Annotated in this window: 12 protein-coding genes and 1 pseudogene; 7 read left to right on the top strand and 6 right to left on the bottom strand. The window is 62.3% G+C overall.

Annotated features, from left to right (window positions below; all coding sequences use genetic code 11):
- Window positions 1-526 precede the first annotated feature (526 nt).
- On the bottom strand, window positions 527-1,378 hold the full coding sequence (locus ACX82Z_RS16845) for a universal stress protein (protein ID WP_058899645.1): 852 nt from the start codon (window positions 1,376-1,378) through the stop codon (window positions 527-529).
- A gap of 96 nt (window positions 1,379-1,474) precedes the next feature.
- Window positions 1,475-2,812, bottom strand: a complete 1,338-nt coding sequence (gene mgtE / locus ACX82Z_RS16840) for a magnesium transporter (RefSeq protein ID WP_058899644.1) — start codon at window positions 2,810-2,812, stop codon at window positions 1,475-1,477.
- Window positions 2,813-3,347: 535 nt separating this feature from the next.
- Between mgtE and ACX82Z_RS16835 the strand changes: the two genes are divergently transcribed.
- From ACX82Z_RS16835 to ACX82Z_RS16805, 7 genes are all read left to right on the top strand, one after another.
- Window positions 3,348-3,620, top strand: a complete 273-nt coding sequence (locus ACX82Z_RS16835) for a hypothetical protein (protein ID WP_459590162.1) — start codon at window positions 3,348-3,350, stop codon at window positions 3,618-3,620.
- 180 nt (window positions 3,621-3,800) lie between these two features.
- On the top strand, window positions 3,801-6,500 hold the full coding sequence (gene mgtA / locus ACX82Z_RS16830) for a magnesium-translocating P-type ATPase (RefSeq protein WP_058899643.1): 2,700 nt from the start codon (window positions 3,801-3,803) through the stop codon (window positions 6,498-6,500).
- 336 nt (window positions 6,501-6,836) lie between these two features.
- Window positions 6,837-7,610: a hypothetical protein gene (locus ACX82Z_RS16825; protein ID WP_205630914.1), complete on the top strand. Its 774-nt coding sequence runs from the start codon at window positions 6,837-6,839 to the stop codon at window positions 7,608-7,610.
- 228 nt (window positions 7,611-7,838) lie between these two features.
- Complete coding sequence (locus tag ACX82Z_RS16820; RefSeq protein ID WP_058899641.1) at window positions 7,839-8,537, top strand: MgtC/SapB family protein; 699 nt, start codon at window positions 7,839-7,841, stop codon at window positions 8,535-8,537.
- Window positions 8,538-8,649: 112 nt separating this feature from the next.
- A complete protein-coding gene (locus tag ACX82Z_RS16815) occupies window positions 8,650-9,687 on the top strand; it encodes a sensor histidine kinase (RefSeq protein ID WP_247647829.1) in 1,038 nt (345 codons plus the stop codon).
- A 7-nt stretch (window positions 9,688-9,694) separates the two neighbouring features.
- Window positions 9,695-10,357, top strand: coding sequence for a response regulator transcription factor (locus ACX82Z_RS16810; protein WP_058899639.1), 663 nt, complete (start codon window positions 9,695-9,697; stop codon window positions 10,355-10,357).
- Window positions 10,358-10,473: 116 nt separating this feature from the next.
- On the top strand, window positions 10,474-10,794 hold the full coding sequence (locus tag ACX82Z_RS16805; RefSeq protein WP_082676025.1) for a PilZ domain-containing protein: 321 nt from the start codon (window positions 10,474-10,476) through the stop codon (window positions 10,792-10,794).
- 35 nt (window positions 10,795-10,829) lie between these two features.
- On the opposite strand, the gene ACX82Z_RS16800 is transcribed toward ACX82Z_RS16805, so the two are convergent.
- From ACX82Z_RS16800 to ACX82Z_RS16785, 4 genes and pseudogenes are all read right to left on the bottom strand, one after another.
- The gene (locus ACX82Z_RS16800) at window positions 10,830-12,062 is read right to left on the bottom strand and encodes a DUF3363 domain-containing protein (RefSeq protein WP_205631026.1); all 1,233 of its coding nucleotides are present in this window, start codon (window positions 12,060-12,062) and stop codon (window positions 10,830-10,832) included.
- Between the two features lie 174 nt (window positions 12,063-12,236).
- Window positions 12,237-12,587: pseudogene (locus tag ACX82Z_RS16795) on the bottom strand (relaxase/mobilization nuclease domain-containing protein); the annotation flags it as partial.
- Between the two features lie 293 nt (window positions 12,588-12,880).
- Entirely contained in the window at window positions 12,881-13,201 is a 321-nt protein-coding gene (locus tag ACX82Z_RS16790; protein WP_058899636.1) for a hypothetical protein, read from the bottom strand.
- The gene (locus ACX82Z_RS16785; protein ID WP_058899635.1) at window positions 13,198-14,121 is read right to left on the bottom strand and encodes a lytic transglycosylase domain-containing protein; all 924 of its coding nucleotides are present in this window, start codon (window positions 14,119-14,121) and stop codon (window positions 13,198-13,200) included. Before ACX82Z_RS16785 ends, ACX82Z_RS16790 begins: the two co-directional genes overlap by 4 nt.
- Window position 14,122: the final 1 nt, after the last annotated feature.

Raw genomic sequence — 14,122 nt, 5'->3', positions numbered from 1 at the left:
ACCGTCGGCGCTCCTACATGCAATCAAGCGGTTGCCGTGATGGCATCGTTTCTGCCGGATTCGGGCTCAACCGTCGCGCTGTCATTTCTCATCCAGTCTGCATGTGCTTCGAACGTCTCCCCACGGACGTAGAACAGACGAGCCCAACGGCTGACGACAGGCCGAGTTGGTTGGCGATCAACCCCTCAGATCATCAAATCATCTCTTCGTTTGTTGCTCAGCGCGTTTTACCCATCAACAGTCGATGGCAGTCAATAAGAATAACGACTGCTAGCTCTTGAGGGTGTGCGCGATGGTGTGGGCGTGATATATCTGAGTATTTGGAGACTATACCTTTGGTAGTTTTCTATATACCAAAACTGCTTCTATCTAGCGCAGTTTTTTGTAGCCTTTGACCCGGATAAATTGGGATGCCCCCGGTCTAAATTTAGGAGAGGCATGTCAACGTGTCTGCGCCAAGCCCGGCGGGACTCTGCGCTACCTTTGCCGAGCGCGGCGCGGTTCACGCGCTTGCGCGTTCCGATCCCTATTCGCGGATGTGTCCGGCAACCAACAGGTCGCATCCCGCCTCCGAGAGAAGCCGCCGGGCGACGCTCCCCAGCAAGGCTTGCGCAGCCGCGTTCCTGCCTTGTGTCCCCAAGGCAAGCAGGTCGACACGGCCACTTCGCGACAACTCCACCAACGCTGTGCCCGGAGCACCCCGCAGGACCAAAGCATCCGCTCCAGATGCATGCTTTCGTGCGAAGTCCGCAAGCTGACGACGGCAGTCGTTCATTTTGGCCTGCCGAAAGCGTTCCGCATCTTCCGGTCGTGTCCCAACCCGTAGCATCGCCTGCTCGAAGGGAAGCGGAACTTCATAGGCATGGACGAGATCTATCCGTGCATCCGGCACCAGCGTCCGGGCAGCTTCGAGAGCGGCTTCGGACAGTGGGGAGAAATCCACGGCTACGGCAACGCTACGGTATGGCTGCGCGCTCTTGTTGCGCACGACAAGCACCGGAACCGAAGCGGTGCGCACGACGCGATCGGCCGTCGAGCCGAACACGCGCTGCATCACTGTAGACGGCTGCCCCGGCCCGATGAGGATGATGTCGGCCGACAACTCTCGGGCGGCGGTATTGACACAGCGATGGGGCACTCCGAACTCGACCTTCAGCGAAGGCGTGGCGGCGAATCCCGCGGCCCTGGCCAGTGCCTCCAGCGTCGTGCGTGAGTGCTGATCTACCGCACCTTGCAATTCCGGTTCCCCTACATCCATGTTTTCGACGACATGTTGGACGGTAACGGCAGCACCATGCTGCGCCGACAACTGGGCGGCGCGAGCAAGCACCTGTGCCGCATCGTGTTGAAAATCGACCGCAACAAGGATTGTCTGCATGGATTGTCCCTCCTGTTCATTTCGGTCTTGAGATGCTGTCGGGCATGAACTTTCCAAGGTTCATGCACCTCTTGCCTTCCATCGCGCTGCGTATGCTCAAAAAAGAAATGTTTGCGCGATCCCGAAATAGATCAGAACCCCTGCGACATCGGCGATCGACGTAACCAACGGCCCGCTTGCCGTTGCGGGGTCGAGACCGATACGGGTCAGAACGAAAGGCAGGGTGAGGCCGATCAGAGAGCCGGCGAGCACAATGACCACCATCGCCAGCGAGACGACCAGGGCGATGTCCAAACCGCCACGCCATGCACCAATCCCGTATATGGCCATCGCCATGGTCAGGCCCAGCAGCCCCGCGACCAGAATCTCCCGGCCAAGCATGTGCCCTAAGTGGCCCAGTTGCACCTCTCCCGTCGCCATGGCTCTGACCGTAAGCGTCGATGCCTGCGACCCTGCATTGCCGCCCGAAGCAATGAGCAACGGAAGGAAAAACAGCAGGGCCATATGGGCGGCGATGATGTCTTCAAAATGTGCAATCCCGGCGCCTGAGAAGATATTGCCAAAGACCAGCAAGACCAGCCAGAATACGCGCGCGCGATAGAGCATCAGGATTGAGGCGCGCCCGACGCTTTCGGCCAGATCACCCACGCTGCCGGCCTTGTGAAAATCCTCGGTCGCTTCCTCAGTGATGACGTCAAGCGCATCGTCATGGGTGACGATGCCGACGATCCGGCCATCCGTGTCGATGACCGGCAGGGCGACAACATCATAGCGTGCGATCTTGCGGGCCACGCTCTCCTGATCCTCGTCGACCCGCACGGCGCGCGTATCGCGCTCCATGATTGCTTCGATCTGCTTGTTGAAGGGAGCGAGGATCAAGTCCTGCAACCGGACGGAGCCGAGGAGCTTGCGGTCTGCATCGACCACATAGGCGCGGTAGATCGTCTCCTTGTCCGGCGCCTCGCGGCGCAACGTGTCCAGCGCCTGCCGCGCAGACAGGTCCGGGGACAACACCGCATAGTCCGATGTCATGATCGCGCCCGCCGTGCCGTCCTCATAGGCCGCAAGGCGACGGATGTCCTCGCGCTCGGCCTGGGCGAGTGCGGGCAGCAACGCTTCCTGTTCGTCCTCCGTCAGCGCGTTGAACAGATCGGCACGGTCGTCCGCGTCCATTTCGCTGACGACAGCGGCCAGTCGGGCGCGAGGCGCAGAGCGGGCCAGCGCGACCTGTTGCTTACGATCGAGATAGCCGAGAATCTCGGCCTGCCGTCCGATGTCGAGAAGGTTGAGAACGCGCCAGTCGGTGTCGGCATCGTGTTCATCGAGGAACTGCGCAATATCGGCGGCGTGCTTTGTAGCGAGGAACTCGCGATTGATGTCGTCGTCGGCGTTCGAGTCGGTCTCAAGCGCGCGGGCGAGGGTTTCAAATGTCATCGTCACCTCGGTTTTGTCACGCTATCCCGCACGGACAGCGACCGGGGCAAGGGACAATTAGGCCAGCAAGCTCAGTCGTGGCGCGCCAAGGTCAGCACTTCGTTTTCGGCGTAAACGACTGAGATAGTCGTCCATCGGCTACCGCACATTCTCCGGTCAAGCTACGCCGCATCTACGCGGATGACAGCCCCGCTCTGCCGTCGATGCCGAGACGCTCAAAGCCTTTGTCTCCTTAGCAGATGAGCCCCGATCAAGGATAGGACCATCGGCCCGGAAGGGGCGGTAATATACCAAGGTATATGGAAACAATACTTTCGGCCGCTCTGGCTTTCCTCAAGCGCGCTGGAATTGCCGCGCTAAGCGGACTAAAGAATGGCCACACCGTCCAGCGGGCTGCGGCGCGCACGGACAAATTCAGGAAAGAAAGCGATGTCGAGCGACAGTAGTCGATCTAAAGCGCTGCAAGAGATACCCCGCAGGGACTAGGCAACTAGGTCTCCCTCGTGGTGTCCGCGCAGCGGAAACGAGGTGAGACATGAACAACATCATTCACATTTGCGATGTGAGGCCGCCGCTGCGTCGGCGCGAACTCGCTGCGCCGTTCAACCGGCCCGCCGCGGTCGCGCACAATACGCCGTGCCTGGCCATGCAATGGTCCGTCAGCCCCGATACGAAGCGCCTGACGGCTCGCTGGCACAGCGACTACCCCATCACTTCCAACCAGAGCGCCAATGACGAGCCCGGTGCGTTGCGACGCACCGGGTCGCTCTCGCGCGAAATGCCGGCAAGGAGGCTCCGCTATGGATGACGGGCCTAGTTGCGGCGCCGTTTCGGACACATGCGAGGCCAGTGCGGCGGCCGCCCCCCAATCGCAACCAGAACAGAACTCAGCACGGCTGCGCCGGCGAGGAAGGAACCCATTGCTCCCGTAGCGCAGGGTTGACCGTCCTGCCGCGCCGCCGGGCGCACATCACAAGGCAGGACCGACATGAACGAAACCCTTCTCGCCCGTTCGCGGCACAAAAACCACCATCACCAGACGTCCGCTGCGCTCTCCATGCGCGCAGCGCGTGAGGCAAACAACGACCTCAACACGACGCTCACGATCCTGAAGGCGTCGCTCGACGGATTGACCGACGCCGACGCCAACCTGCGCTTGCAGGAAAACGGGCCGAACGAAACCGCTCACGAGAAGGCACCGCACTGGACCGTCCAACTGCTCGCGACATTCAAGAACCCTTTCATTCTGGTTCTGGCGACGCTCGCGGCGATCTCCATCTACCTTGAACCGGATGACCTGACCGGACCGATCATCATCGGCACGATGATCGTTCTGAGCGTGATCCTGCGGTTCTGGCAGGAGTTTCGCTCGACACGAGCTGCCGAGGCCCTGCAAGCGATGGTTCGCACAACCGCCACGGTGCTGCGCCGCAACGGGACCGATGCCGAGGGGGATTGGTCAGAAATCCCGATGCGCGACCTCGTCGTCGGCGACATCGTGCGCCTCGGTGCCGGAGACATGATCCCCGCCGATGTGCGGCTGATCGAGTCCAAAGATTTGTTTGTCAGCCAGGCGGTTCTGACCGGCGAGTCCATTCCGGTCGAGAAATACGACACGCTCGGCGCGGTGGCCGAGAAGTCGGCGGACGCCATAGCGCCGGCCGACGCCGGCCCGCTGGACCTCAACAACATCTGCTTCATGGGCACCAATGTCGTCAGTGGCCAGGGCCGCGCCGTTGTGGTGTCGACCGGCAACCAGACCTATTTCGGCTCGCTCTCCAAGGCAATTGTCGGGACGCGCGCCGAAACCTCCTTCGATCGGGGCGTGAAAAGCGTCAGCTTCCTCCTGATCCGCTTCATGCTGGTAATGGTGCCGATCGTCCTCGTCATCAACGGGGTCGTGAAGGGCGACTGGATCGAAGCGTTGATGTTCGCGCTGTCCGTCGCGGTCGGTCTGACGCCCGAAATGCTGCCGCTGATCGTCACCGCTAATCTCGCCAAGGGCGCGGTGGCGATGTCGCGACACAAGGTGATCGTGAAGCGCCTCAACGCGATCCAGAACTTCGGCGCCATGGACGTGCTTTGCACCGACAAGACGGGCACGCTGACCCAGGACAAGGTCATTCTGGAAAACCATCTCAACGTCGACGGTGTGGTCGACGACAGCGTGCTCCAGATGGCATGGCTGAACAGCCATCATCAGACCGGCGTCAAGAACCTGCTCGATCTCGCGGTGATCGACTATGCCCAGGCGCACAAGGGGCGTGCGGGCATCAAGCGGCCGTTGCACTATCGCAAGTTCGATGAAATCCCGTTCGATTTTGTTCGGCGGCGGCTCTCGGTCGTCGTGGCGGGGGATCGCGACGAACACCTGCTTGTGTGCAAGGGCGCGGTCGAGGAGATGCTGTCGATCTCGGCCTTTGTCGCCGGTCCCGATGGCCCGCGTCCCCTGGACACCGAGCAGCGGACGAACCTTGTCGCGCGCGCCAAGGCGCTGAACGAGGACGGGCTGCGCGTGATCCTTGTCGCGACCCGCGAGTTCGCACCTTCCCAAACCAAGACGGCCTATTCGGTTCAGGATGAAACCGGGCTGACGCTGCACGGCTTCCTGGCCTTCCTCGATCCGCCCAAGGAAAGCGCTCACGCCGCGATAGCAGCGCTGCATTCCCATGGGGTCGCGGTTAAAGTCCTGACCGGCGACAATGCCGTCGTCACCGCGAAGATTTGCCATGAGGTCGGTCTGGACGTCCGCACGCCTGTCATGGGCCGCGACATCGCCAAACTCGACGATGCTCAACTTGCGAACCTCGTAGAAACGACGACGGTCTTCGCCAAGATGTCGCCACTCGACAAGGCGCGGGTCATCAAGGCTTTGCAATCGCGCGGACATACGGTCGGCTATCTGGGCGACGGCATCAACGATGCGCCCGCGCTGCGCGATGCCGATGTCGGCATTTCGGTCGATACCGCCGCCGACATCGCCAAGGAGTCTGCCGACATCATCCTGCTCGAGAAGAGCCTGATGGTGCTGGAGGAAGGCGTCGTCAAAGGCCGCGAGACCTTCGGCAACATCATCAAATACATCAAGATGACGGCCAGCTCGAACTTCGGGAATGTCTTCAGCGTCCTCGTTGCGTCGGCCTTCCTGCCGTTCCTGCCGATGCTGCCGATCCACCTGCTGATCCAGAACCTCTGCTACGACATCTCGCAGCTCTCGTTGCCGTGGGACCGGATGGACGAGGAATATCTGGAGAAGCCGCGCAAATGGTATGCCGGCGACATCGCCCGCTTCATGGTGACGATCGGGCCGATCAGCTCGATCTTCGACATCACGACCTTCTGCCTGATGTGGTTCGTGTTCAGCGCGAACACCATCGGCGAACAGTCGCTGTTCCAGTCGGGCTGGTTCATCGAAGGCCTGCTTTCGCAGACGCTCGTCGTCCATATGATCCGCACGCGGAAGATTCCCTTCTTCCAGAGCACGGCGACCTTGCCTGTGGTCTTGCTGACCGGCGCGATCATGGCGATCGGCATCTACATCCCGTTCTCGCCGCTCGGGCACATGATCGGGCTTCAGCCGCTGCCTTGGGCCTACTTCCCCTGGCTCGTCGCTACGCTGGCCGGCTATTGCGTGCTGACCCAGTTCGTCAAGACGCTCTACATCCGGCGTTTCGGCGCCTGGCTGTGAGGCAGAGGTGAACCCACCGCGCAAGACCGACGCGGAATGTCAGGAGAGAGCGCCGGCAAATCTGTCGGCGCTCCTCACCGAAGTTGGTCTCCTGCTGGCAATCTATCAGCGTGCCAGAGTCCCTTTTTCGACGATGCACCTGCCAATCCATGAGCATCGACACGAAACCTGCCCCGAAGCGCAGCGGGGCGATCCGCGAAAGGACAATGACGATGGACGACCCTTCTAGTTGTGGCCGGTTTCCGGCCCGCCCCCTCAGCTCAATTCCATAAGCGCAGCACCACGGCAGGCGAATGGTGACGCGCCGATCACCCGCCTGCCGTGGAGTTCTTCACCATGTTTCACCGCCGCCTTGCCGCAGCCCGCAAACCGTTTCGTGTCACTCGGCCGTCACCCGACGTCGCGGTGCGTAACGCAGTCCAACGCCTGATCGCGCTCGCCATCTACCTGCTGCTAATTGCCGTCCTGCTGCTCGTCGCGCCACCGGCACGAGCCGATGGCGGAGCGCATGTGGTCGATAGCGCCAATCCCGAGACGCCTGGCGTCTGTCACCTCGAATCCTGGGTCACGCACTATGGGCAAGGTCGCGGCTTGCTCAACTCGTCGCCGGCATGCACACCGCTCGCTCTGCCCAATGTCGAGATCGGTGGAGCCATCCAACATCTCTGGGACAGAGCAGACGAGACGACCATCGGCCCGGCCGTCAAGGTGAACCTGCGGCCCACGGATACCGGCCTTGGTATCGGACTGATCGTTGGCGGTGCTGTCGGCCTTCGATCCGGTCGCGTGGAAACGGGCAGCCTCGTCGTCCCTTTCAGCATTCCGATTGGCGATCGGATCTTGGTCAATCTCAACGCTGGCTGGACTTATGCCTATGCCCGCGAGCATCGGCAACAAGCCTTCTTTGGAGCGCAGATCAACGCGCAGGTTCGCCCCGACCTGACCGCTATGGTCGAGATTTTTGGTCATGAGCGGGAACGTCTCGGACGCCAGGTAGGACTTCGCTGGAACCCCGGCGGTGGACGCTACGATGTCGATCTTCTCGCCGGCCACCGCGTCGACGGCACCAGCGCGCAAGCCATCACCCTCGGTCTGACAGTTCGCTATTGAAGGGGGATGGCATGGTCACATTCCTCAAATGCTCAGCCGCTAGAACCTGCTTCACAGTCGCGAGCGTCTTGCTGAACGCCGCCGATCTGGTTCGCAGATGGACGACGCGATTACTTTGGAACCACAGGATCGGCCTTGTCGATGCGAGGCTTCTTCTTTCCGTGGCGAGACATCTCAACCGGGCAGCAATCCGCCTGATCCGTATCACGCCATGTTCGAGGAACCACGATGAATTTTGAGCAGCTTCTCCACACTGTCTTCGGTTTGAGCGCCGCATTCCTGCTCGGCGGTCTGATCGGCTTCGAGCGCCAGTGGCGCCAAAGGCTGGCCGGCCTGCGCACCAATACGTTGGTGGCGTTGGGCGCCGCGACCTTTGTTCTGTTCGCAGGATTCTTCCCAGGAGAAGCCAGTCCAACCCGAGTGGCGGCGCAGGTGGTGTCCGGGATCGGCTTCCTCGGCGCCGGCATCATCTTCAAGGAAGGGCTCAATGTCAGCGGCCTGAACACGGCCGCGACGCTCTGGTGCTCCGCAGCCGTGGGCGTTCTGTGTGGCGCCGGCTTCTATCCCCATGCTGCCATAGCAACGGCGTTCGTCATCAGCGTCAACCTCGTGCTGCGGCCTCTGGTGCGGACGATCGGCCGACGTCCGATCGCTGCAAGCGACGCCGAGGCGGACTACGCGATTTCGATCGTCTGCCACGGGGAGATCGAGGCTCATGTCCGGGCGCTTCTCCTGCGAGACTTGGGGACCACCTTGCACATTCGCGAGCTGGAAAGCAGCAACATCGAAGACAGCAATCGCGTCGAGGTTTCCGCTTCCGTGCGGGCCGACAGCCGGCAGGACCGACTTCTTGAACAAATCGTAGGTCGCCTGAGCCTCGAACCGCTTGTCACGGCCGCCCGGTGGCGCCTGGATGCGATAGGATGATTGCGAGAAAGATGACTCATAGGGCTAGATACGGAATTATTATCATACCCGTTGCTCAACAATCACCAGCGCGCGTGGAAGGATTGGCCGTTTGACCGGGAGACGCCCCCGCTTGACAGGAACAGGCGCCGCCTTGCGGTGGGTGCTAATGCTCGGCTTATTTATGGTGATCTTCGTCGCCGACACGATCACCGATATGGAGATCGCCGTTGCGGTGTTCTATGTCGCTGTCGTTCTCATTGCGGCCGGCTTCCTGCGAACGCGCGGCGTTCTCGCCGTTTCGGCTATCTGTGTTGTCCTGACCATTGCCAGCCTCATGTTCACACGGTCCGGCGCTTATGAAGCGGGCGTGATAAACTGCGCGCTAAGCCTCTGCGCGATCGTCATCACCACATATCTTGCCTTGACGAAATCCTCGGCGATCCTCGCCGAGCATGAGGCACGGGCGCAACTTGTCAGGCTCGCCCGCGTCAATTCGCTGGGGGAACTGACGGCCTCTATCGCGCACGAGGTCAATCAACCCTTGACCGGCGTCATAACCAGCGGAAACGCGGGATTGCGTTGGCTGGCAGCCGCCCCTCCCAATCTGCCAAAAGCGCAGCAAGCCCTTAAACGTATCATCAGTGACGCCAACCGGGCCAGCAGCGTTGTCGGGCGGGTCCGCAGCCTCTCGAAGCGCGCTGAGCCGAAGGCTGAGTGGCTCAATGCGGTCATGATCGTCAACGAAATCGTCGCACTGAGCCGTGGCGAGCTTGACCAACACAACATCGTTGTCCGAACGCACGGTGACGACGATTTGCCCCTCGTCTTTGCTGACGGCGTCCAAATCCAGCAGGTTATGCTCAATATCATCTTGAATGCTGCGGAAGCGATGGCGAACACTCCCGAGGACCAGCGAGAAATAGTAATCGTAGTGTCACGCCAAGACGGTCGTTGTGTGCAATTCTCAATCGCGGACAATGGTTGCGGCATATCACCCGACACGGTGGAAGGGGTGTTCGAGGCATTCCAGACCACAAAGCCGGATGGGATGGGAATCGGGCTTGCCGTCAGCCGTTCCATTGTGGAAGCGCATGGCGGGCGGATTTGGGCCAGCCCGAGACGGGGCGGTGGAGCGGAGTTCCACTTCACCCTGCGCGGACAAAGTTAGGTGCGGGATGAGCGTGATGATGACAAGCAACGAGAAAGACCATCCCATCGTCTATGTGGTCGACGATGACAAATCCGTCCGCGACTCTCTGGAAGACCTGCTCGCGTCGGTGGGGCTGCGGTCGATGCTTTTCGCATCGACACAGGAGTTCGCGCGCTGTGAGCGACCGGATGGCCCCGCCTGCCTTGTGCTCGATGTCCGCATGCCGGGATTGAGCGGACTGGATTTTCAGGAGGAAATGACAAAACTCTGCATTCACATACCCGTCGTCTTCATCACCGCGCACGGCGACATACCGATGTCCGTCAGGGCCATGAAAGCAGGAGCCGTAGAGTTCCTAACGAAGCCGTTCAGGGAGCAAGACCTTCTCGATGCGATCCAGCAGAGCTTAACTCACGATCGGGCGCATCGTCAGGAGAGCCGTGTCAAGGAAGAACTGGATAGACGCTACGCCAGCCTCTCGGAAGGCGAGCGGGAGGTCATGGACCTTGTCGTCAGCGGCCTGTTGAACAAACAGGTTGCAGCGAGGCTTGACGTTAGTGAGGTGACGGTGAAGGTTCGGCGAGGTCAAGTTATGCGGAAGATGGGGGCGGATTCGCTGGCCGATCTGGTGCGTTTCGCCGAACGTATCCACGGAACCAACGGCGGGGTGCTGGACCTCAAGTTCTAGGACATACTTTCGTATATTCTTCCGATGCCAATGCACAGCGCGCGTAAGCTGGCATCTTAAGGATGAAATGGGTGCGGAACGTATAGGATTCTCGTCAGCATTCCGTGAGACTGGCGATGACTCAGGCGAGTAGTAAATCAGATTTGGCCGTCCCCTCTGACGCGGAGCGTCGAGTTGCGCCCCGTAGGCGGACGTTGTTCTCCGGCAAGATCATTTTCAATCAGCAATCCTCGATCCTAAACTGCATTGTTCGGAACCTTTCCGAGTCCGGTGCATGCCTTGAAATCGACTCGCAAGTTGGAGTTCCCGACCAGTTCGAGTTGCTCGTCGAAGGTGCGGGTATCAGGGCCGAGTATCGTGTCATCTGGCGACGGGTCAAACGGATCGGCATTTCGCGTGTCAACGCCTCCAGCGGTCGTCAGAATGACGACATGTGATGATCGGAAAGCGCCTTCCTTCGCGTGACACATAGCTAGATTGCCATACTTCGCGATCGTCCCAACTGCCACGACACCGATCCGCCCTGCACGACGCCCATGACCTCGCGGCCGAGCTGGCGGTCGATGACCGGCCGCCACGGGACAAGGGTGAACTCGTGACTCTTTTCCACCACGGCAAACTTGCCGCTGGATAGCTGCACGGTGCTGGTGAACTTGCCGCTGACGTTCTCGCCGTCCGTGGCGACGCGGAACGGGAGGCCCTTGCTCGCGGCCATCTCCGCGCCGACGCGGGCAACCTCCCGCTCGCGCAAGGTGGCGAGAAGGTCGCGCCGGTAGAAGACACGGCCTTGCTGTTGGCGCGTAGCGTCGCCCTGTTCGATGTGATGCTCGCGGCGCTGGTCCATCGCCTCGCGCACCTGCTGACCAAAGCCCGCCGATGAAAGATCGGTGGTTTCGCCGTGGATCAGTCGCCTGTCCAGCCACGTCGCGCCGTCCGATCCGATCTGCTTGTCCAGATCGACCGGGGAAAGGACGCGAACGCTGGCCTGCCTGTCGCGGCCGGCGTCATGGGCGGCGGCGCGGCTCTCGAAGTCCTTGGGGATGCGCCATTGGTCGGCGTCGATCCGCTCGACGATCCCGGCCCGGCGCAGCGCCTCCAGCCGGCGGACATGGGCATCGACATATCCCTCGTATTCGCCGCCGGGAACGCGGCCCTCGAATTTCGCCTGCTCCAGATGGCGGCTCGGCCGATAGATGCCATCCTCGGCGATGGCTGTGATGCTGCGGTCGGACGGTCGGGCCGTCGCCTCGGCGGGGCCGATCTGAACGACGCTGCCGATGCGGGCGTCCTCCAGCCGCTCGGGCGCAATGCCGGCGATGTGGTGTGTGCGGCCGTCGATCCCGTCCACCACAACGGTCAGGTTCTCACCCAGCTCGTCGGACAGGTGCTTGTCCACGACGCGGCCGATGATGGGCGTCTCGGGCGCTCCGTCATGGATTTGGAAACTCATGGGATCGCGTTCGCCGCCTTGCGGGCCGAGCGCCTTCTGCATGGTGCGGATGATGTCGCCGCGCTCACCCAGCTCGCGCAGGGCCGGCTCCATGTCCTTGCTCAACTCCCAAACGCCCGGCGCGTGCTCGGTTGCCAGCCCCATTTTCTCCAGCTTGGCGAGGCGGCGCAGGCGCAGCGTCCGCTCGAACTGGCGGCGTGGTGCTGCCGGTTCATGGCGCAGGTCGAGGAAACGGGCGTCGGCTTTCTCGGCCATAGCGCCGTCGATCCGGGTGAAACGGTCTTGGTCGATCTCGGCCGACAGCTTGCGGGCCTGCTCGATCTCGGTGACGGGGCCGAGTTCCAGACTGGCAAGCTCGCTGGCGCGCTCGCGCAGGCCGGCGGAAAGGTAATCACCGTTGATAACTAGATCCCCGCCCATATCGTCGCGGCCGTTGACGATGACATGCACATGGGGATGGCCGGTGTTGTAGTGGTTGACGGCCACCCAATCGAGTTTCGTGCCGAGGTCGGCTTCCACCTGCTCCATGAAATCGCGGGTGTAGGCCGTGAGGTCCGACAGCTCCGCGCCGTCCTCGGGCGAAACGATGAACCTGAATTGGTGGCGGTCGTCCTTGCCGCGATCAAGGAAAGCGTCGCCATCGGCGCGGTCCTCGGTCGCCGAATAGAGCTGGCCGCGCTCGCCATCGCGTGATGTGCCGTCGCGCTGGACATAGCGCAGATGCGCACGGGCGCGGCCGCCCTTCCATGCGGCCTTGACGCTGCGCTGCTTGACGATCACGCGGCGGCTGCCGGGCTGGCGATGATGCCAATGGCCGGAGATGTTGCGGGCGCGCACGAAGCTCGCGCCCCGGCCGCGCTTCACGCCCCTGCCGCTGGCGATCACGGCACGGGACCGCCCCGGCGATGACGGGCGAGCGGATGACGGCAAGGAAGGGTCGCGGGAGGCTGCCGCCTGATGCTGGCGGGTGATCTTCCTGACCTGCGTGAAAAAGCTCTTGGTCTTGCCGGCCTTCGGCGTGTCGGATCGGATGCGGCCGGGCTTCGGCCGGACGCGGTTTTCGTCGTCGGCGCTCACGGGCGCGACTCCAGCCAAAACCGCCGGAAAACGGCCGATCTGCGCCTATGGTGCCGCTCGAAACCCTGCAAAGCCAAGGCTTTGCGCGAAATCGCGGCACGCCGCCCCTCAAAACCATGGTGCCGGAATCGGCAGCCTAACCAGCGTGCAGACAACAACAATTTCCAGAAGCGGCCCGACATGGTGCCGTCTTCTTTAATCTTGCCCTCCGCCTTTTCTGCCTTTTCCGCCCCTCCTGGCGTGAATCCAGCCAGGCGCAAATCTGCACGACTGGACACCGGAATGAGCACCGCCGAGCGCGGGAACGCCGTCCTCATGGCGTTCCTGCATCGCTCGCGCGGGCCACGAAAATGCTGTCGTCCTGCGACTCCGCATCGGCGGGATCGCGCGCCGGTACGGCCGCGCGGGCATCGCCGGACTGCGCCTCGGACGGCGGCGCAGCGGCAGCCCGAATGTCGGTCGAGCGCATGACGAACAACGGTGCGTCGCGCCAATCTGGCGGCGGTGGCGGTGCCGATGACGGCGGTTCGGTTGCAGCCGCACCGCCAAGGATGGGCACGAGCGCGGCGACATAGGCGCGCGTCTCGGCCGGCAAAGTGCGGCCGGTCGCGAGATATTCGCCATAGCGGCCAGGGCCGGCATTGTAGGCGGCGAGCATGGCCGCGATGTTGCCGTAGCGGTCCCACATCTCGCGCAGATAAGCTGCACCCGCCATGATGTTGTCGCGCGGCTCATAGGGATCACGGCCGAGACCGTATCGGCCGCGCAGCTCCGCCCATGTCGCGGGCATCACCTGCATCAACCCCATCGCGCCGGCCGAAGACACGGCGCGCATATCGCCCGCGCTTTCGGCGCGCAGCACGGCGCAAATCCAGTGCTCGGGGATCCCAAACCGCTGCGACGCCTCGGTGATGTGCTCGGCATGAAGACCGACGGTGGCGGGGCGGACGATGGGCGCGGATTGCGCGACCGCCGCGGCCGATCCGCTGCCGGACGAGAGCACGCCGACCAACAGCAGGACGGCGCAACGCCATCCTGCCTTGTCTCCGCCACGACGCCAGCCTGCCAGCGTGCTCGCTGCGGTCAAGGGTGCGCGCGAAGCGCCGGCGAAACGCCGCCCCTGACCTTCGCTGTGCGCGCCGGCCGTCTGATCGCCGAGCGGGACGAAGGGATGAGACAGCTTTTCCGCGAACAAAGGGATGAGGGCTTTGAACGCGATCGAGACGTGGGACCGCATG

It is taken from the genome of Aliihoeflea sp. PC F10.4 (assembly GCF_054612275.1).
The sequence above is the reverse complement of the archived record's forward strand: the minus strand, read 5'-3'. Positions and strand labels throughout refer to the sequence as shown.